Consider the following 19,296-nt stretch of genomic DNA (forward strand, 5'->3'; position numbering starts at 1 on the left):
CTCAGTATATAGTAACTAATAGAGGCCTCCCCCGGCTATTCTAAAGAATAGCCGGGTTAGTTAATACAAACCTTCCATTAACAATGGGGGGAGATTAATACTATTTATCACATCTCACATTAACAAAATTCAAGGTCACATATGAAAAAACGCATCACTTTCAGCGTAAACAATAGTTCTACTATTGATGCAATTGACGACTATAGCAATGCAAAAGGATACTCCAGGTCAGAGGTGATATCATTTTTATTAAACGCCACAGTCCCAGCATTGAATAAAATAACATCGCAATATCATATAGCTCAAACTTTGGAGTCAACATTAGGCTGTATTTTTGAAGAGAAGGTCCCGTCAATAGCACGGGGGGAGCCAAAATTAACTTACGAAGAGTTTTTTCATTCCGTCTGGAACACTCACATTCGACACCGGAACGAGGTTGTCGATCAAGATTTTTATGCGCACAAAATACCTCATGATAAGATGGGTAAGAGCGAAAAAAAATTAATTCATGAAAAGCTCTCATACATTATAAAAAGGGCACTGTTGCAAAGTTAGCGATGAGGCAGCCTTTTGTCTTATTCAAAGGCCTTACATTTCAAAAACTCTGCTTACCAGGCGCATTTCGCCCAGGGGATCACCATAATAAAATGCTGAGGCCTGGCCTTTGCGTAGTGCACGCATCACCTCAATACCTTTGATGGTGGCGTAAGCCGTCTTCATGGATTTAAATCCCAGCGTGGCGCCGATTATCCGTTTCAGTTTGCCATGATCGCATTCAATCACGTTGTTCCGGTACTTAATCTGTCGGTGTTCAACGTCAGACGGGCACCGGCCTTCGCGTTTGAGCAGAGCAAGCGCGCGACCATAGGCGGGCGCTTTATCCGTGTTGATGAATCGCGGGATCTGCCACTTCTTCACGTTGTTGAGGATTTTACCCAGAAACCGGTATGCAGCTTTGCTGTTACGACGGGAGGAGAGATAAAAATCGACAGTGCGGCCCCGGCTGTCGACGGCCCGGTACAGATACGCCCAGCGGCCATTGACCTTCACGTAGGTTTCATCCATGTGCCACGGGCAAAGATCGGAAGGGTTACGCCAGTACCAGCGCAGCCGTTTTTCCATTTCAGGCGCATAACGCTGAACCCAGCGGTAAATCGTGGAGTGATCGACATTCACTCCGCGTTCAGCCAGCATCTCCTGCAGCTCACGGTAACTGATGCCGTATTTGCAGTACCAGCGTACGGCCCACAGAATGATGTCACGCTGAAAATGCCGGCCTTTGAATGGGTTCATGTGCAGCTCCATCAGCAAAAGGGGATGATAAGTTTATCACCACCGACTATTTGCAACAGTGCCGTTAAAGTTTACCGGACTGTTGCCGATAATCTTATTAACGTTGTGACAGCCCTCTACGCAACGGTAGACCCCATAGACATTGTCAGATTTCAGACCAGCCCTCACCGTCTGGTCTTTTTTGGCAGGACGCTTCGGGGTATTAAGTGGTCGTGTCTGACATACTCCATTCAGGCACACTGATACCGATAACAGATCTCGTTAATCAAAATATGATTCCTCATAAATAAGTCTGGAGGCACCAGTTATTTGTCAGGGACACCGGGGTCCGAAATAACCAGCTTCATTCACGGGTAATAAAATGAAAATCAAAGACTTTAGTGTGGGTATCAGGCTGGCTGGCAGCTTCAGCCTAATTCTGGTTCTTATCATGATCATGACAGTGACCGGAGTGGGGTACCTGAACTCTATGCTCACTTCCACCGAACGCGTGATGAATAATTATCTTCTGCAGGAGCGTATGGCGAATGAATGGCAGACCGGTATTGAATCAAACGGTGCGCTTGGACTGGTTCTGCTGACGTCGGGGGACCCGGATATCAGGACATATGCACAGCAGCGGATAGAGAAAACCCGTGCTCGCGTGGATATACTGCAGGATAAATTTAACAGGGAGCTTACTTCAGAGCAGGGTATTAAGCTGCTGAAAACCATTGGTGAAAAGCGTCAGGTGTATGCAGATACCCTGGTAAAAGCTCTTCAGATCAGTGAGCAGGGGGACCGTGAAGCCCTGAACCGCTTCATTCGGTCACAGCAATTACCGATCATAAATGACTACATGGCCAGTCTGCAGGCACTGGTGGAATACGAAAAAACAAGCATAGATAAAGCGGGTGAAGTTATCGCTGATAATGGTACGGCAGCCATACTGACACTGATCATCACTGGGTGTATGGCGCTTCTTCTGGGAGGTGTGCTGGCATGGCTGATCACCAGAAGCATTACCAGTCCGTTGATTTCAGCCGTCCGGATTGCCCGGGAAGTGGCGGAAGGTAACCTGTGTGTGGAGATTAAAGTGGACTCACAGGACCAGCTGGGGCAACTGATGCAGGCACTGCGTGATATGTGCGGGAGTCTGAGTAACACCGTCCGGGAAGTACGTCAGGGAGCGGACAATATTGCGCTGACTGCAGCAGAAATCAGCAGTGGTAATACAGACCTGTCAGCCCGCACCGAAGAGCAGGCTGCCGGTGTGGAACAGACGGCGGCCACTCTGGAACAACTGACGGCCACCATAAACAATACTGCCGGCAATACAGCACAGGTTTACCAGTTTGTGACAGAAACAACGGCCATTGTGAAACAGAATGGAGTGGTCATGAGTGAGGTGTCTTCCCGGATGCAGGAGATTTACGACACCTCGTCTGAAATGACAGCCATCATCCAGGTCATCGACGGGATTGCCTTCCAGACCAACATTCTCGCGCTTAATGCTGCCGTGGAAGCCGCACGCGCCGGCGAGTCCGGCCGTGGATTTGCGGTTGTGGCCGGAGAGGTTCGTAATCTGGCTCAGCGCAGTGCTTCTGCCGCGCGGGAAATAAAAGAGCTCATTGATGACTCCGTTTCCCGCATTGCATCCGGCCGTACCCTGGTTGAAAAAGCAGACAGGGAAATGGAGGATATCATCAGTAACGTCCAGAGCATGGAAGGGCTGATTGAGGAAATAGCCAAGGCCAGTCGTGAGCAGGGAGATGGTATTGCCCAGATTAACAGCGCCATGGGCCAGATAGACAGCACCACCCAACAAAATGCAGCTCTGGTGGAACAGTCTGCAGCCACTGCCGCTTCGTTGCAGAATCAGTCACGGATTCTGCAGGAGAAGGTGAGCGTATTTCGTCTCCGTGATAATAAAAAACGCGATGCTGAACGAAAAAATACCATAGTACCGACAATCAGCAACACCAGCCCGCAGAGTAAGGTTAAAGCGGTAAAGTCCGTTCGTGAAACGGAACAACACGCCAGCGAGAACTGGGAAACCTTCTGACCCCCGACAACAGCGGGATCCTGTCGTTCCCGTTTTGTCAGCCATAATCTCCCGGCATGGTGTTCGCACTGTGCCGGTTATTTACAGGCGACAGTAATAATGAGTGAAATAAATCCCCGTCAGGCTAAATATGCAGACATACATGCGAAACTGACCGACCGGATGCAGTCTGTCAGGGTCATCCTTGAACAGATGGAAGGACACGAGTACGCCGCAATCAGCACCTACATGAATAACATGGAAGCGATTGCCTGCTTTTACGAGGAGGCAGGGGAAAGTCTCAGTGAGCCAGACTTCCTGAACTACCTGAAACAAAACGACCTTAACCTGTTTATTGAAATTCTCTCTGTGGGACGCGCCATTTCACTGATGAAAAACCTGCTGGTGAATATAAGGTGGCTTGTAGTGGCACAGTAAATTTGGCCACCTGATTAAAGGTGATATTCTCACCTCAACACAAAACAGGTGACTTAATGAACAAGAAAACCAAACGTAGTTTCACCCCTGAGTTCAGGCTGGAATGTGCACAGCTGATTGTTGATAAGGGCTACTCATATCGACAGGCCAGTGAAGCGATGAATGTGGGTTCTACTACGCTTGAGAGCTGGGTACGCCAGCTCAGGAGAGAGCGCCAGGGGATTACGCCCTCTGCCACACCCATTACTCCAGACCAGCAACGTATCCGCGAGCTGGAAAAGCAGGTTCGCCGTCTGGAGGAGCAAAATACGATATTAAAAAAGGCTACTGTAGATTCAATTGGTCAACGCTACAGTTATGTGAAAACATGGGGTTGCGGAGGTTTTTTGAATGAGACGAACATTTACAGCAGAGGAAAAAGCCTCTGTTTTTGAACTATGGAAGAACGGAACAGGCTTCAGTGAAATGTAAGCGTCGTCTGAGTACCGTCTGGTCCCGAATCCAGGATCCTGTAACTTAAGCACCCACTTATTTTGCAGGTGGACACCTCATGCGCGCTAAAGAAAGACTTCCCCGGAAACACTATTCCCCTGAATTCAAAATGGAACTGGTCAGGCTGGCTCTTGAAGAAGAAGGCAGTATTGCCGCACTGGCCCGGAAACATGACGTCAATGATAACCTGCTCTTTAAATGGATAAGGCTCTGGCAGCGTGAAGGGCGGGTCTGTCGGCCCCGAAAAAACTCATCGTCGCTTCCTGCCCTGATACCCGTGCAGCTTCAGGCGGGCTCTTCTCTCCCAACCTTCGAACTACCATCCTGCTCTCCTCCCGCTACCTGCCACATAAAATGTCGGGGAGGAGAAATAACACTGACTCATCCCTCTGCTGAACTCATGAGCACTGTCCTGCGCGAACTGATGCGGGGGCCGGTATGATAAATCTTCCCGCAGGCACAAAAATCTGGCTGGTTGCCGGTATCACCGATATGCGCAACGGCTTCAATGGCCTCGCCGCAAAGGTGCAGACCGCGCTGAAAGATGACCCGATGTCCGGCCACGTCTTCATCTTCCGGGGACGCAGCGGCAGTCAGGTAAAACTGCTCTGGTCCACCGGCGATGGTCTGTGCCTGCTGACAAAGCGACTGGAACGTGGTCGCTTCGCCTGGCCCTCAGCCCGCGATGGCAAAGTGTTCCTGACGCCGGCGCAACTGGCGATGCTGATGGAAGGTATCGACTGGCGACAGCCAAAGCGGTTACTGACATCCCTGACCATGTTGTAGCGCTCTTTATCCTGGTTGTCGCAGAATAAGCCTGGTAAAATACAGGCTTATGAACGATACCTCTTCTGACGACATCCTTCTGCTGAAACAGCGCCTGGCCGAACAGGAAGCGTTGATCCACGCCCTGCAGGAAAAGCTGAGCAACCGGGAACGCGAAATAGACCATCTGCAGGCGCAACTGGATAAGCTGCGCCGGATGAACTTCGGCAGTCGTTCCGAAAAGGTATCCCGCCGTATCGCGCAAATGGAAGCTGACCTGAACCTGCTGCAGCAGGAAAGCGATACGCTGACCGGCCGGGTGGATGACCCGGCAGTGCAGCGCCCGCTGCGTCAGACCCGCACCCGCAAACCGTTCCCTGAGTCACTCCCACGGGATGAGAAGCGGCTGCTGCCGACTGAGCCGTGTTGCCCGGAGTGCGGTGGTTCGCTGAGTTACCTGGGTGAGGATGCCGCCGAACAGCTGGAGCTGATGCGCAGCGCCTTCCGGGTTATCCGGACAGTCCGTGAAAAGCATGCCTGCCGTCGGTGCGATCGCATCGTTCAGGCCCCGGCTCCTTCGCGCCCCATCGAACGGGGGATCGCCGGACCGGGGCTGCTGGCCCGAGTGCTGACCTCAAAGTATGCAGAGCACACACCGCTGTATCGCCAGTCGGAGATCTATGCCCGCCAGGGTGTAGTGTTGAGTCGTTCTGTACTGTCGGGCTGGGTGGATGCGTGTTGTCGTCTGCTGGCACCGCTGGATGAAGCCCTTCAGCACTATGTCCTGACCGACGGCAAACTCCATGCTGACGATACGCCTGTCCCGGTGCTGTTGCCGGGCAATAAGAAGACGAAGACCGGGCGCTTATGGACGTACGTTCGAGACGACCGCAACGCCGGATCAGCGCTGGCCCCCGCAGTGTGGTTCGCTTACAGCCCGGACAGAAAAGGTATCCACCCTCAGACCCATCTTGCAGGCTTCAGTGGCGTACTGCAGGCTGATGCCTACGCCGGGTTCAACGAGCTCTACCGCGACGGCCATATAAAGGAAGCCGCGTGCTGGGCCCATGCCCGCCGAAAAATCCACGATGTTCACGTCCGTACCCCGTCAGTCCTGACGGAGGAGGCGCTGAAACGGATCGGCGAGCTGTATGCCATCGAGTCGGAGATCAGAGGTAAAAGAGCAGAGGAACGGCAGGCAGTCCGGCACCAAAAAGTGCTGCCGCTGCTGGCGTCACTGGAGGGGTGGCTGCGGGAGAAACAGAAAACCCTCTCAAGGCACTCAGAACTGGCGAAGGCGTTCGGGTATGCGCTGAACCAGTGGCCGGCGCTGATCCGCTATGCAGAAGATGGCTGGGTGGAGGTGGATAATAACATTGCCGAAAACGCCCTACGACGGGTCAGTCTGGGGAGAAAAAACTGGCTGTTCTTCGGCTCGGATCATGGTGGTGAGCGCGGTGCGTCACTGTACAGTCTTATCGGGACGTGCAAATTAAACGGCGTGGATCCGGAACGCTATCTGCATTATGTACTTGATGTCATCGCCGACTGGCCTGTGAACCGGGTGGGTGCTCTGCTCCCGTGGCGGGTTACTCTGCCTGCCTGACCAGCTTCACTTCGTCAATACGGTTCTCACTGCACGCTTACAGTGAAATAGCGAATATCCTGGGTTCAAAACCCGGAACGATCTTCACTATGTTAAGGGATACTGGCGGCATAAAACCCCATGAGCGTAAGCGGGCTGTAGCTCACCTGACACTGTCTGAGCGCGAGGAGATACGAGCTGGTTTGTCAGCCAAAATGAGCATTCGTGCGATAGCTACTGCGCTGAATCGCAGTCCTTCGACGATCTCACGTGAAGTTCAGCGTAATCGGGGCAGACGCTATTACAAAGCTGTTGATGCTAATAACCGAGCCAACAGAATGGCGAAAAGGCCAAAACCGTGCTTACTGGATCAAAATTTACCATTGCGAAAGCTTGTTCTGGAAAAGCTGGAGATGAAATGGTCTCCAGAGCAAATATCAGGATGGTTAAGGCGAACAAAACCACGTCAAAAAACGCTGCGAATATCACCTGAGACAATTTATAAAACGCTGTACTTTCGTAGCCGTGAAGCGCTACACCACCTGAATATACAGCATCTGCGACGGTCGCATAGCCTTCGCCATGGCAGGCGTCATACCCGCAAAGGCGAAAGAGGTACGATTAACATAGTGAACGGAACACCAATTCACGAACGTTCCCGAAATATCGATAACAGACGCTCTCTGGGGCATTGGGAGGGCGATTTAGTCTCAGGTACAAAAAACTCTCATATAGCCACACTTGTAGACCGAAAATCACGTTATACGATCATCCTTAGACTCAGGGGCAAAGATTCTGTCTCAGTAAATCAGGCTCTTACCGACAAATTCCTGAGTTTACCGTCAGAACTCAGAAAATCACTGACATGGGACAGAGGAATGGAACTGGCCAGACATCTAGAATTTACTGTCAGCACCGGCGTTAAAGTTTACTTCTGCGATCCTCAGAGTCCTTGGCAGCGGGGAACAAATGAGAACACAAATGGGCTAATTCGGCAGTACTTTCCTAAAAAGACATGTCTTGCCCAATATACTCAACATGAACTAGATCTGGTTGCTGCTCAGCTAAACAACAGACCGAGAAAGACACTGAAGTTCAAAACACCGAAAGAGATAATTGAAAGGGGTGTTGCATTGACAGATTGAATCTACAACCGCGCTCTTGATGTCAGACTCCCTGAACAGTTCTCGATAATCGGGAAACTCAGAGCGCATTATCCTGTGGCCACACTCTGCCATGTGTTCGGGGTTCATCGCAGCAGCTACAGATACTGGAAAAACCGTCCTGAAAAACCAGACGGCAGACGGGCTGTATTACGCAGTCAGGTACTTGAGCTACATGGCATCAGCCACGGTTCGGCCGGAGGAAGAAGCATTGCCACAATGGCAACCCGGAGAGGCTACCAGATGGGACGCTGGCTTGCTGGCAGGCTCATGAAAGAGCTGGGGCTGGTCAGCTGTCAGCAGCCGACTCACCGGTATAAACGTGGTGGTCATGAACATGTTGCTATCCCTAACTACCTTGAACGGCAGTTCGCCGTGACCGAGCCAAATCAGGTGTGGTGCGGTGATGTGACCTATAGTGTGCCCGGAGTTCAGGGCGGGCATGGATGCTTAAATGAACCGCGAGTCTGTCTGGAATATTGAACCGGTAACTCACGATGAGAAACCCAACAATCCCACCGGGTGTGACGGTGGAGAACCTGAGCGGCAGTGACCTGCGGCATGCCCGCAGGGTGATGTAACCCGCTGACAACGGGGATTGAGGCGAGATCACTAAGCCGAGATGATCCTCAAGGTTAAGTACTGAAAGGCTGAAGAACATGAACCCGTTAATCCGCCTCTGTGGGTTGAAAACGTCACCACGGCCTACGTGATCTGACAGGCCGTGCAGGAGGAACTGGCAGTGATACGTAAGCACTGCCGGTCGAAGGTGTTTTGACATGTATGCGAAACACCGGGGCAGCAGCGTCTATCACGCTTGCGTTGCTGACCTCTGCCAACTTGCGGCAAGCAAGGATAAAGAGTGCGACGGGCAGCCTCCTCAGTATGCCTGAGTCCAGGCAGGTAAACCGGGGAAGGTCAGCGACGGATGTTAAGGGGGCATGGCTCCGATGACGCGCTGGCTGGCGGAGCTTCCGTAGTAGTCCGCGATGGGGAAAGCCCATTACATGGCGAAGGGAAGCAGTTTGAATGTGTTTGCGACGTGAATTAACTGACCTAACGAGGTGAAGACCTTTGATAATCAGCGAAATGCAACGCAAGCTTGCCACATGGGCAGTCACCGATCCGTCCCTACGGATTCAACGGCTGCTGCGTCTGATAACACAACCAGAATGGCTGGCTGAAGCGGCGCGGATCACGCTTTCATCAAAGGGGGCCCATACCCCCGGCGTTGATGGCGTGAACAAAACAATGCTACAGGCCAGACTGGCTGTTGAGCTGCAAATCCTCAGGGATGAATTACTCTCAGGCCACTACCAGCCCTTGCCCGCCAGACGGGTTTACATCCCTAAAAGCAACGGCAAACTGCGACCACTGGGTATCCCCGCGTTGCGGGATCGTATTGTTCAGCGGGCCATGCTGATGGCGATGGAGCCGATATGGGAGAGTGATTTTCATACGCTCTCATATGGCTTCCGGCCTGAGCGCAGTGTCCACCACGCGATCCGCACGGTGAAATTACAGCTCACAGACTGTGGTGAAACCCGGGGACGCTGGGTGATTGAAGGCGACCTGTCCAGTTACTTCGACACCGTACATCATCGACTGCTGATGAAGGCTGTACGCCGCAGGATCAGTGACGCACGTTTCATGACTCTGCTGTGGAAAACCATCAAGGCGGGACATATCGATGTCGGTCTCTTTCGGGCGGCCAGTGAAGGTGTGCCACAGGGCGGTGTTATATCGCCGCTATTATCGAACATCATGCTGAATGAGTTCGATCAATACCTGCATGAGCGCTACCTGAGCGGGAAAGCCAGAAAAGATCGGTGGTACTGGAATAACAGTATCCAACGGGGCCGAAGTACGGCGGTCAGAGAAAACTGGCAGTGGAAACCCGCGGTGGCGTACTGCCGCTATGCCGATGATTTTGTCCTCATCGTCAAAGGCACCAAAGCACAGGCGGAAGCCATCAGGGAGGAGTGTCGGGGTGTGCTCGAAGGCAGTCTGAAACTCAGGCTGAACATGGATAAGACTAAAATCACCCATGTTAATGACGGCTTTATCTTTCTGGGGCACAGGATCATTCGCAAACGCAGTCGTTATGGCGAGATGCGAGTGGTCTCAACGATCCCGCAGGAGAAAGCCAGAAACTTCGCCGCATCGCTGACAGCACTGTTATCAGGCAACTACAGTGAAAGCAAAGTCGATATGGCTGAACAACTCAACCGAAAACTGAAAGGCTGGGCCATGTTCTATCAGTTCGTTGATTTTAAGGCCAAAGTCTTCAGTTATATCGACCGTGTCGTGTTCTGGAAGCTGGCTCACTGGCTGGCCCGCAAATACCGTACAGGTATCGCTTCCCTGATGAGGTGGTGGTGTAAATCACCGAAACCGGGTCAGAGCAAAACGTGGGTTTTATTTGGTAAAACCAATCACGGCAAGCTCAGCGGCGAAATACTGTACCGGTTGGTGGGGCAAGGCAAGAAGCTGTTCCGCTGGCGGCTACCCGAAGGTAATCCCTATCTGAGGACGGAGACCAGAAACACGTATACATCGCGCTTTACAGAAGTGGCAATGGCGTTCGCCAGCATTTAAATGGAGAGCCGGATGCGCTGAAAGGTGCACGTCCGGTTCGGGGAGGAGAGGCAGGGAAATAGTCCGACTACGCCCTGCCTCTTACTCTACTCTGGACAGGCAAGCGTTGGGCTTACCTTGCTGTTGTTCTCGATCTGTTCGCAAGGAAACCTGAGGGTTGGGCAATGTCATTCTCACCGGACAGCAAGCTGACATCAAAGCGCTGGAAATTGCGTGGGAAGCTTGCGGTAAACCCGCCGGAGTGATGTTCCACAGTGACAGTAATAATGCCGGTGTCAGTCTTTACCACCACTCAGTTTGCCGTTTAACCCGATTGGTGTGATTACTGATGCAGTGAAGACCTTTCCGCATCACATCACTACAAATATTGATTTTTGATTGTTGGATTCGCACCAGATTTCACCTCTGTAGGGTATTCAAAAATGCTCAGTTATTACTGATGCCTAAACTGCAGCGTTGCGGGCAGGTAGCGTTGTAGCGTTTCGGGCGTATCGCCCTCGATCAATTGGCTTATCAGATCATAGCAGTGCCAGGCCAACTGGCGGTTATCCTGCTGTACGGTATCGATACGCAGCGACAGCGAATCATAAAGATAGTGATCGTCAAAGCTCGTCAGATGGATATCTGAGTCGAGTAAATGGTGCTGGCTCATATAGCGCAGTACCCCTTCGAGCAGTCCACAGGCGGCAGTGAACAGCGCCTTAGGCGGCCGCCCAAGTCGCGCGCAGAGTGCGGCGAACATCTCATAGCCTGAGCTCGGGTGGTAGTTACCGTTAATCACCCATTCCGGGCGCAGTGCAATACCCGCCTGAGCCAAACCCTGCGTGAAGCCGGTCAGACGATCGCGTGAAGGCGACAGACGCGACTGACCGCCTAAAAACCAGAACTCATCGCTATGCTTAGGTGCAATGCGGGAAATCAGTTCCGCCGTTGGGGTAATCGAATCAGTCATCACCAGCGGCAGCAGGCTTTCATTAGGACAACGGTCAAACAGCACTACTGGCAGTTGTTGGCTGAGCTTAAGATAGTCGGCATCGTTGTGCATACATGAAGCGACGATCAGACCGTCAACCTGGCGGGAAATCATGTTATTGACCACCACGCTCTCCTGACCGGGGTTTTCATCAGTACAAGAGATCAATAGCTGGACGCCTGCTTCGCGGCACAGCATTTCCAGCTCATGTGAAAAGACCGCAAAGCCGTGGTTGGTGATCTCCGGCACCACCAGTCCGATGGTGTGGCTGCGGTTGTCGCGCAGCGAGCGGGCGTGAATGCTTGGCTGATAGTGCTGCTCACGGGCAATCGCCAGTACTCGCTCACGCGTTTCCTGCGCCACACGCAGCTCCTTACCACGACCGTTCAGTACTAGGCTGGCGGTCGCTTTTGAGACGCCAGCCTGTTCGGCGATATCTTTAATGGTTACGCGTTTAGTTTTCATTACGACGCCATGAGCTTGAGGCAAAACGCTTATTCTACCATGCAAGTTCGCAGCGGCCAGTAGCAGAATGCGTCCGGTGTGATGCCAGAGAACATTAGCTGCCCTGAACAGGCCGGGAAGTAGCGGCAGCTCATCACTCCTTCGCCGCCGTTGATGAAAATCTCCACGCTAGACTGGTCGATGAAAATATGCAGCGAGCGGACGTCTCCGCGCCAGTAACGATAATGCTTCTCGTCGCTGGCCAGACTGGGTCGGGCCAGGCGGATCCCGCTGGCATCGCGTTCAAGGATTAATGCGCCGTCAAAATCGAGGCTCAAAATATCGTCCCCAGTGGTTTGTAGAACGATTTCCATCGGTGCCAGCGGCAGGGAGTTCCCTGCCCAGCCGTGCGCTTCGCCGCGCAGGGCGCTCAGCTCTCGTAGAGGACGTTGGTATAGCTGACCATCGATAAACTCCAGCTCACGCAGGCAGGTCATCTGATGGATCCAGCCGTTGGTGAGGGTCGGTTGAAGCATCTCTTCGCCCTCCGGCACGCCCATCCAGCCGACCAGCAGACGGCGGCCATCACTGGTAAGCATGGTTTGCGGGGCGTAAAACTCAAACCCTGCGTCCAATTCGTGCAGTTCGCCATGCTCGAAGGCCGCGCGGTGGTAGTCGAAATCGCCGCTCATCCACACTGCCGGGTAGGTGTTGAGATAGCGCTCTTTCTCACGAGGCACGCCCTGCGGGCAGCAAATCAGGACATGCTGGTCGCCGAGGGCAAACAGGTCCGGGCATTCCCACATATAGCCCGCGTCGTCCAGGCCATTGATGCCATAACCGGCGATTTCGCCCTGACTCGTCCACTCATGAAGGTCCGCTGAGCTGAATAACAACACCTTGCCACGCTTTTGCAAATCCTGTGCGCCCAGCACCATGTACCAGCGACCTTCGTGCTGCCAGACTTTCGGGTCACGCACGTGGCCGGTATAGCCCTCCGGCAGCGGTAATACCGGGCCGAGTTTGGTAAACGTGCCGTCGGCATTTTCCGTCGCCAGGCACTGCCACGCGGTTCGGCTGCCGTCGTCAAATTTTACGTTGCCGGTATAGCACAGGGTGAGCGTGCCCTGACTATCCACGGCGCTTCCGGAGTAGCAGCCGTTGCGGTCATACTCTTCATCCGGCATGAGCGCGATCGGCTCATGTTGCCAGTGCAGCAGGTCGGCAGAGCTCCAGTGCCCCCAGCACTTGAACTTATGATCGCAGGCGAGCGGGTTCCACTGATAAAACAGGTGATAACGTCCGGCAAATTCAATAAAGCCGTTGGGATCGTTCATCAGCCCGGTCACCGGCGCATGGTGCCAGCGGGGATAGTGGCTGTCGGCCAGCGCGCGCGGCTGGCCCTGCATAACAGCCTGCAAAATCGCAGGCAGGCGTGATGGATGTGACATTATTCAGCGTCCGTTTTGTATTTCAGTACCAGGGAGACGACAAAGGCGACGCCAAAGGCGATAACCATCCCGATAATGTAGTTCAGCAGCGAGCTGGCCTGCACGATAGCCATGCCAGGGATAGCCGTCAGGCCCACCGCGGTCATGTAAACATGCATGGATACCACCCACGCGCCGCCCACCGCGCCGCCAATCAGGGCTGCGATAAACGGTTTTACAAAGCGTAAGTTAATACCAAAAATCGCCGCTTCGGTGATGCCGAGCATGGCAGAAAACGCCGAGGGCAGGGTAATGGCTTTGATTTTGGCATCTTTCGTTTTGAACCACACCGCCAGACAAGCACCGCCCTGAGCGACGTTGGCCATCGCCCAAATCGGCAGCAGGAAGTTGACGCCGATGGATGGGTTGCCCAGCAGTCCCGCTTCGATGGCGTGGAAGCTGTGGTGAATACCGGTAATGACGATAACCGAATAGAGACCGCCAAACAGCAGTCCGGCCAGCCAACCGGCGTGGGTAATCAGGGTGCTAAGGACAAACGAAATACCGTCGCCAAGCGCGCGACCAGCCGGGCCGATAATCAGCAGGGCGATAAAACCGGAAATGATCACCGTCAGGAACGGCGTCAGGATCAGATCCAGTGCATCGGGGATCACGCGACGCAGCTGTTTCTCAACGATGCTCATAAACCACACCGCCAGCAGCACCGGGAACACCGTGCCCTGATAGCCGATCATGGCAATCTCAAGGCCGAAGAAGTTCATGGTGTGGAAACCGGCGGCCACACCCCAGGCGTTGGTGAGCGCCGGGTGAGTCAGGATGCCGCCAAGCGTCGCGCCAAGATAAGGATTACCACCGAACTCGCGGGCGGCGGTGAAGCCAATCAGGATCGGCAGAATAATAAACGCCGCTGAGCTGCACATATCCAGCATGATGTAGATGGCGTTACCCGGGTCGACCCAGCCGTACGTTTTAACCATCCCCAGAAGGCCCATCAACAGGCCGGAGGCGACGATAGCCGGGATGATCGGCACAAAGATGTTCGACAACAGGCGGGCAATGCGCTGGAAAGGATTCAGTTTTTTCGCCGCAATGTCGGCAGCTTCCGATTTGCTGGATTCGCCAATCCCTGCCGCCTGGATAAAGGCGGCGTAGACTTTGTTCACCACCCCGGTGCCGAAGATAATCTGCATCTGTCCGGCGTTACGGAAACAGCCCTTCACCCCATCAATTTTGCCGATGGCCTGCTGATCGGCCAGTGAGTCATCGACCAGCACCAGGCGCAGGCGTGTGGCACAGTGCGCGGCGCTGGCGATATTTTCCTTGCCTCCCAGAAGCGGAAGTAGCGAGCGGGAAATCTGTTCAAAATCCATAGTACCCTCTGAATGCGTATTGATTTTCGAGTTGTCGTCCCGTGGTAGCCGGAGCGCATTCTCTTCGTTGTTATTGTGTCCGGGGCGACGAAACGTATTTTGTCGCCCCGGCGGTTACTGTCGCCAGGTGTTAACCATCAAAACCAGGTTTCCATCTGCATCCCGAACGACCATTCGCCGCCCGATTTAAAACCACTGCTGCCCAGCGCGTCATCGCTGGCGTAATTATTGAGTTTTTTGCTCCAGTCCATCCACGAGGTGTAAAGACGGATTTCAGGACGGCTGAAGAAATCGCCGATGTCGCCAACCTTAAAGGTCGGGGCGAAGGTGAGCTTGTAGAAGCTGCCGTTTACCGCATGGCGATCGTTATAACCTTCAGGTTTGAGATCCATATACTGGTAACTGCCTTCATAAGCGAGGGCGAAGTTTTGATTGATCTCCTGGATCAGACGCATGTTGAGGGTTGCCCACTGGTAGCTGTCGCCATCGACATAACGGTCTTTACTGGTTTGTGCCAGTATCGCCGGGGCGATAAACCAGTTCTTGCTCAGTGGCGTGGTGCCGTAGCTGGCGAAGCGCCAGGTGTTAGCCCCCGAGCGTAACGCGCCGTCAGAGCCGACACCTTTAACTTCGGCACCCAGTCCGTGACCGTAGAGCAGGGCGGTTTTGCTGGCACCTTCACGCAGGCCGTAAAAACTGTCGTTGTGCAACCCGAGCAGCGCATGTACACCGGTATTTGCCGCATCGCCTTTGACCGGATTACCGTTGGTATCCTGGCGTTCGTCGTTGTCTTTTGCCCGCATCCCGCTGACCATCATCTGCACCGGCCCGATGAAATTGTTCATGCTGACGATGTAGTTCTGCACACTGTTGCTGGTATCAGCAATATCGCCGAAGTTACGCCCGTAAAGAGAGAAGTTGCTGCGAACGCTGTCGTTCCACCTGACATCGTAAATACCGCCGCCGGTACCGGCGAGGAACACGACATCCGAGTCGATCCAGTGAATGTCAAAGTTATCCCGGTCAAAGCGTTTCCCGGCCCACAGGGTGGAGCCTTTAAACGGCCCGTCGAAGGTGGGCAAGTTGCCCAGTTCAACAAAGGCCTGACGCACGTTCAAATCACTGGTGCTCGCCGTCCAGTCGTTATAAGTGGTTTGACCGTCGGCGACCATGACTTTGAAGCGGGTCGTTGCCCCGTTATCCAGGGTCTGCTTATGTTCAAGATTCATTTCAACATAGGTATCGGCCTGGTTTCCCAGGCGGCCAATAGCCCCACCGGTTTCCCCTGCTGGCGTCATGTAGGCTCCGGATTTGGTGCTGGCGCCGGAGTCATTCATTATCACGCCGGAGCGGGCGTAGCCGTGGAACTCAAACCCGCTTTTCTCATCGGCTTTTTTCTCCAGTTTGGCGGTACGCTGAGCCACTTCCTGAGTGCTGTCCTGGGTTTTTTGTTGCTGTGTCGTGAGCTGCTGTACTTTCTTCTCTGCCGACTCTGCGCGGGTTTCTGCCGTTTGCGCTCTGTTTTCGGCATCCTGTAAGCGTTTTTCCAGCGCAATTAAACGGGCTTCGATACTGCTGAGATCCGTTTGTGCATGGGCTGAGGCGGCGCCGGTTAGCAAAGCGATAAGAACCGCGAGTGTGCTTTTTCTGAACATATTGATTGCATCCCAAAAGGAAAATAAAAAATTGTGTGTTTTTACTAAACCGGTTTAGTTGCAATGTTAAGCACGACATTTAACATTTTGAAATTGATTTTGCTAAACCGGTTTAATAAGTGTGATGGATGCAACAAAGTGGACCGCGTACGACGGTATTTAGGATCAAATCTGGCGGTGTAGATCGCGCTGGTATGGCAGGGCAGTCATCGCGCCTTTCGCCAGGGTTGCCAGGGCACCGCAGGTTTGCGCCAGAGCGAGCGTTGGCTCCAGGGCATTGATATCCGCCGGCATCCCGTTGGCAGCAAGGCTGGCAAGCAGTCCGGCGACAAACGCATCGCCCGCACCGGTGGTATCCACGCTGACAACCGGTTTAGCGCTGAAATGGATAAACTGCTGCTGGAATGCGGCGATGACGCCCGCTTTACCCTGAGTCACCAGCAGTAATTCAGGCTGATAACGCTCAGTGATGCTGGCGATCCCCTGCGCGATATCATTACTCCCGCTGATGAGTATCAGCTCTTCTTCGGACAGTTTCACCACGTTCGCCAGACGCAGGGCGCGGTCGAGACAGGCGTGCAACAGGTTCTGATCTTGCCAGAGATCCAGGCGGATATTAGGGTCAAAGCTCACCCGGCCACCGGCACGTTTGATGTTCTCCATAGCCGCGAAGGTAGCACTGCGGCTGGGCTCGGCGCTGAGCGCGATGGAGCAGATGTGCAACCACTGTCCGGCGGCAAACTGTGGCAGGTCTTCTTCAGCCAGGAACAGGTCAGCGCTGGGGCGTACCATAAAGGTAAAGGTGCGTTCACCTTGGTCATCAAGGTCGACCACCACAGTGGACGTGCGGTGATGATCGTCAAGATACATATGGCTGACGTCGACCTGCTCCTGTTGCAGGGTATGACGCATGTAGCGGCCAAACGGGTCACCGCCGACGCGGCCGATAAATCCGCTGTTGCCGCCAAGGCGGGCAACCCCTACCGCCACGTTAGCCGGCGCGCCTCCAGGGCACTGTAGCAAGCGCCCTTCACTCTCCGGTAGCAGGTCCACCACTGCGTCGCCCAGAACCCAAACTTTTGCTTTCATGCTAAAACCCTCCAAGGCTAAACTTAATTAAACCGGTTTAGCATATTAAATCACAGTGAATGAGTGGGGGAAAGTTCCAGCCGGAAAAGCACTGCTCAGGGCATAAAAACGTGAGCCGCCTTACGAAATAGAATTGATTCGACAGCTGTGAAGACTTACGTCCTGGACACAAATGGATCCTGGATAAATTACCATGCAACTTGATGAAATTATCATGTTTTATCTTATTTACAGATAAATCAAAGGGCTTTTAACACCACACTTCTTGGCATAATGGTTAAGTGTAGTAATGCTCGCTCTGGATGGGTTTGCTTCTATGCTGCGCAGGTATTTGTAAGAAATACCCATTCTACTGGCGAGTTGTTGTCGCATCAGGCCAGCGAAACTGCGCAATTTCATCAGCGTTTCTGGAGGGTTTCCTTTAAAACTTCATCGACAAAACCGCTTTTTACCGTAGATACAGTAAGTGCCTCTTCTCTGCCATTATCCCAGCATCCAAGGTTACCGGGTTCTGATGTAGTCTGCCGATATGCAAGAAATGCAACGGCATCATGCTGGTTATGATGCTGTTTAATCTTCATTGTCACATGGACTATTCAGGGAGCGACAAGCGCTCCCACATGAAAACAGAACCACTCGTTTCATTTACGTGCTTCCTCAAAAGTAATCTCATACCCAATACTTCTGATTTAGTAGGGTTCTGATCATATCATGCAGCTCGATTGCGCTCAATTTGACGGTTTTCATCTTTACACAATGCTCGGTTATGATACTTTGTGATAGGCATGACAAGATCTGGCCGTAATTTTTTAGAAGTGAGTTTGCCCGCCACTTCACGGGACAGCATACATCCGGATAAAACCGGTAACAGGAAAGGCTCCACGCTGCATACGGAGGAAACAGAATTAATGAATGATAAATTGCCGCCCTGCGCTGATACCAGGGTGGAACGTGTCCGTCTTAAAGATGGGGATTACTTTTTCCCTGCTGAACCCGCCATAAAAGCGGATTCTTTGCGGACAAAATCGCTCCTTCATCGTTTTAACCACACCGATCCTGCTCATATTGATTCCCGCCTGCTACTGATGAAAGAGTTGCTGCCTGAATGTGGGGAAGGGGTATCTGTCACCACGTCTTTCCACTGCAGCAGGGGGTATAACATTCGTAAGCGTCGTCTCAGCACCGTCTGGCAGATCCTGAAATTCCTGAGAGGATAGTGGACACCAAATATGGTGGACACTATCCATGAAATCATTAACCACAGTGCGTAAAAAAAGCCCTAATTATCCCGTTGAGTTCAAAATCAAAATGGTTGAACTCTCGCATCGACCAGATATCCGAGTCTTTGCGTTTGCCAGCGAGGATAAGGAGTACCAACCGTTACTCGATGATATTCTGGATGGTCCAATGGTTGGGCGTTTTGATACTGAGGAAGCCGGAAAGGCTTTGATCGATGGTGGATTGATTGAGCGTTTGATGTCAACTATCATGCCCTTTATCACTTCAGAGGCCCCTCTACCCGATACGCATCTACGTCGGGAAACAACCTGGTATTATCCACTGGAAGCTATTCGCGAAACTGTTGTAAATGCACTGGCTCATCGTGACTGGACACGCTTTGTTGAGATAGAGATTGGCTTGTATAGCAATCGATTTGAAGTTATTAGCCCAGGGGCGCTGAATAATTCGATGTCGATTGAAAAGATGGTTACAGGTCAGCGATCACCACGCAATACGATTATTATGGAAGTCTTACGTGATTATGGTTACGTTGATTTCAGGGGGATGGGAGTCAGGACAAAGATTATTCCACTAACACAGGCCATGAGTGGCCAACTCCCTGAGTTTACTGCAACAGATGATTACTTGAAAACAATACTTTATCGCTCACCATCTTCTTGATATATAAGGTCTGGCCTTTCCATCCATAAGAAAGGCCATTGCTGTAAAAAATAAA

14 protein-coding genes and 4 pseudogenes are annotated in these 19,296 nt (G+C 52.7%); 12 read left to right on the top strand and 6 right to left on the bottom strand.

Annotation, left to right across the window (positions count from 1 at the left end; all coding sequences use genetic code 11):
- Positions 1-141: 141 nt before the first annotated feature.
- Positions 142-555, top strand: coding sequence for a hypothetical protein (locus HV334_RS18960; RefSeq protein WP_249415030.1), 414 nt, complete (start codon positions 142-144; stop codon positions 553-555).
- 33 nt (positions 556-588) lie between these two features.
- On the opposite strand, the gene HV334_RS18965 is transcribed toward HV334_RS18960, so the two are convergent.
- Complete coding sequence (locus HV334_RS18965) at positions 589-1,293, bottom strand: IS6-like element IS26 family transposase (RefSeq protein WP_001067855.1); 705 nt, start codon at positions 1,291-1,293, stop codon at positions 589-591.
- 361 nt (positions 1,294-1,654) lie between these two features.
- Between HV334_RS18965 and HV334_RS18970 the strand changes: the two genes are divergently transcribed.
- The 9 genes and pseudogenes from HV334_RS18970 to HV334_RS25355 form a co-directional block, all read left to right on the top strand.
- Positions 1,655-3,337, top strand: a complete 1,683-nt coding sequence (locus HV334_RS18970) for a methyl-accepting chemotaxis protein (RefSeq protein ID WP_103283513.1) — start codon at positions 1,655-1,657, stop codon at positions 3,335-3,337.
- 99 nt (positions 3,338-3,436) lie between these two features.
- Positions 3,437-3,754, top strand: coding sequence for a hypothetical protein (locus HV334_RS18975; protein ID WP_086550888.1), 318 nt, complete (start codon positions 3,437-3,439; stop codon positions 3,752-3,754).
- A 20-nt stretch (positions 3,755-3,774) separates the two neighbouring features.
- Positions 3,775-4,077 (top strand): annotated as a pseudogene (locus tag HV334_RS18980) (transposase); the annotation flags it as partial.
- A 607-nt stretch (positions 4,078-4,684) separates the two neighbouring features.
- The gene (gene tnpB / locus HV334_RS18990; protein ID WP_000609174.1) at positions 4,685-5,032 is read left to right on the top strand and encodes an IS66 family insertion sequence element accessory protein TnpB; all 348 of its coding nucleotides are present in this window, start codon (positions 4,685-4,687) and stop codon (positions 5,030-5,032) included.
- Positions 5,033-5,081: 49 nt separating this feature from the next.
- Positions 5,082-6,617 (top strand): IS66 family transposase, encoded by a 1,536-nt coding sequence (locus tag HV334_RS18995; protein ID WP_001000409.1) that lies wholly within the window; start codon positions 5,082-5,084, stop codon positions 6,615-6,617.
- 38 nt (positions 6,618-6,655) lie between these two features.
- Positions 6,656-7,741 (top strand): annotated as a pseudogene (locus tag HV334_RS19000) (IS30-like element IS30 family transposase); the annotation flags it as partial.
- Between the two features lie 9 nt (positions 7,742-7,750).
- Positions 7,751-8,176, top strand: a pseudogene (locus tag HV334_RS19005) (IS3 family transposase); the annotation flags it as partial.
- 672 nt (positions 8,177-8,848) lie between these two features.
- On the top strand, positions 8,849-10,357 hold the full coding sequence (ltrA, locus tag HV334_RS19010; protein WP_001189123.1) for a group II intron reverse transcriptase/maturase: 1,509 nt from the start codon (positions 8,849-8,851) through the stop codon (positions 10,355-10,357).
- Positions 10,358-10,437: 80 nt separating this feature from the next.
- Positions 10,438-10,616: pseudogene (locus tag HV334_RS25355) on the top strand (DDE-type integrase/transposase/recombinase); the annotation flags it as partial.
- 174 nt (positions 10,617-10,790) lie between these two features.
- On the opposite strand, the gene HV334_RS19020 reads toward HV334_RS25355, so the two are convergent.
- The 5 genes from HV334_RS19020 to HV334_RS19040 all read right to left on the bottom strand — a co-directional run bounded on the left by HV334_RS19020 (position 10,791) and on the right by HV334_RS19040 (position 17,339).
- Complete coding sequence (locus HV334_RS19020) at positions 10,791-11,795, bottom strand: LacI family DNA-binding transcriptional regulator (protein WP_003029591.1); 1,005 nt, start codon at positions 11,793-11,795, stop codon at positions 10,791-10,793.
- A 29-nt stretch (positions 11,796-11,824) separates the two neighbouring features.
- Complete coding sequence (locus HV334_RS19025) at positions 11,825-13,225, bottom strand: sucrose-6-phosphate hydrolase (RefSeq protein ID WP_003029589.1); 1,401 nt, start codon at positions 13,223-13,225, stop codon at positions 11,825-11,827.
- Positions 13,225-14,595, bottom strand: coding sequence for a sucrose-specific PTS transporter subunit IIBC (locus HV334_RS19030; RefSeq protein ID WP_000345204.1), 1,371 nt, complete (start codon positions 14,593-14,595; stop codon positions 13,225-13,227). Before HV334_RS19030 ends, HV334_RS19025 begins: the two co-directional genes overlap by 1 nt.
- A gap of 137 nt (positions 14,596-14,732) precedes the next feature.
- Positions 14,733-16,250 (bottom strand): carbohydrate porin, encoded by a 1,518-nt coding sequence (locus HV334_RS19035; RefSeq protein ID WP_003029587.1) that lies wholly within the window; start codon positions 16,248-16,250, stop codon positions 14,733-14,735.
- Between the two features lie 165 nt (positions 16,251-16,415).
- Positions 16,416-17,339, bottom strand: coding sequence for an aminoimidazole riboside kinase (locus HV334_RS19040; protein WP_003029584.1), 924 nt, complete (start codon positions 17,337-17,339; stop codon positions 16,416-16,418).
- Between the two features lie 908 nt (positions 17,340-18,247).
- Here HV334_RS19040 and HV334_RS19050 point away from each other — a divergent pair.
- Together HV334_RS19050 and HV334_RS19055 are read left to right on the top strand one after the other, a co-directional pair.
- Complete coding sequence (locus HV334_RS19050) at positions 18,248-18,556, top strand: maltose acetyltransferase domain-containing protein (RefSeq protein WP_003029582.1); 309 nt, start codon at positions 18,248-18,250, stop codon at positions 18,554-18,556.
- A 28-nt stretch (positions 18,557-18,584) separates the two neighbouring features.
- The gene (locus tag HV334_RS19055) at positions 18,585-19,241 is read left to right on the top strand and encodes an ATP-binding protein (RefSeq protein WP_003029581.1); all 657 of its coding nucleotides are present in this window, start codon (positions 18,585-18,587) and stop codon (positions 19,239-19,241) included.
- Positions 19,242-19,296: the final 55 nt, after the last annotated feature.

It is taken from the genome of Citrobacter sp. RHBSTW-00944, from assembly GCF_013615435.1.
In the GTDB taxonomy this organism is placed as follows: domain Bacteria; phylum Pseudomonadota; class Gammaproteobacteria; order Enterobacterales; family Enterobacteriaceae; genus Citrobacter; species Citrobacter braakii.

Excerpts from the sequence above, each read along its gene's own strand:
- HV334_RS18960 (WP_249415030.1), top strand. The coding sequence starts at position 142 with ATGAAAAAACGCATCACTTTCAGCGTAAACAATAGTTCTACTATTGAT.
- HV334_RS18965 (WP_001067855.1), bottom strand. The coding sequence starts at position 1,293 with ATGAACCCATTCAAAGGCCGGCATTTTCAGCGTGACATCATTCTGTGG.
- HV334_RS18970 (WP_103283513.1), top strand. The coding sequence starts at position 1,655 with ATGAAAATCAAAGACTTTAGTGTGGGTATCAGGCTGGCTGGCAGCTTC.
- HV334_RS18975 (WP_086550888.1), top strand. The coding sequence starts at position 3,437 with ATGAGTGAAATAAATCCCCGTCAGGCTAAATATGCAGACATACATGCG.
- tnpB (WP_000609174.1), top strand. The coding sequence starts at position 4,685 with ATGATAAATCTTCCCGCAGGCACAAAAATCTGGCTGGTTGCCGGTATC.
- HV334_RS18995 (WP_001000409.1), top strand. The coding sequence starts at position 5,082 with ATGAACGATACCTCTTCTGACGACATCCTTCTGCTGAAACAGCGCCTG.
- ltrA (WP_001189123.1), top strand. The coding sequence starts at position 8,849 with ATGCAACGCAAGCTTGCCACATGGGCAGTCACCGATCCGTCCCTACGG.
- HV334_RS19020 (WP_003029591.1), bottom strand. The coding sequence starts at position 11,795 with ATGAAAACTAAACGCGTAACCATTAAAGATATCGCCGAACAGGCTGGC.
- HV334_RS19025 (WP_003029589.1), bottom strand. The coding sequence starts at position 13,225 with ATGTCACATCCATCACGCCTGCCTGCGATTTTGCAGGCTGTTATGCAG.
- HV334_RS19030 (WP_000345204.1), bottom strand. The coding sequence starts at position 14,595 with ATGGATTTTGAACAGATTTCCCGCTCGCTACTTCCGCTTCTGGGAGGC.
- HV334_RS19035 (WP_003029587.1), bottom strand. The coding sequence starts at position 16,250 with ATGTTCAGAAAAAGCACACTCGCGGTTCTTATCGCTTTGCTAACCGGC.
- HV334_RS19040 (WP_003029584.1), bottom strand. The coding sequence starts at position 17,339 with ATGAAAGCAAAAGTTTGGGTTCTGGGCGACGCAGTGGTGGACCTGCTA.
- HV334_RS19050 (WP_003029582.1), top strand. The coding sequence starts at position 18,248 with ATGAATGATAAATTGCCGCCCTGCGCTGATACCAGGGTGGAACGTGTC.
- HV334_RS19055 (WP_003029581.1), top strand. The coding sequence starts at position 18,585 with ATGAAATCATTAACCACAGTGCGTAAAAAAAGCCCTAATTATCCCGTT.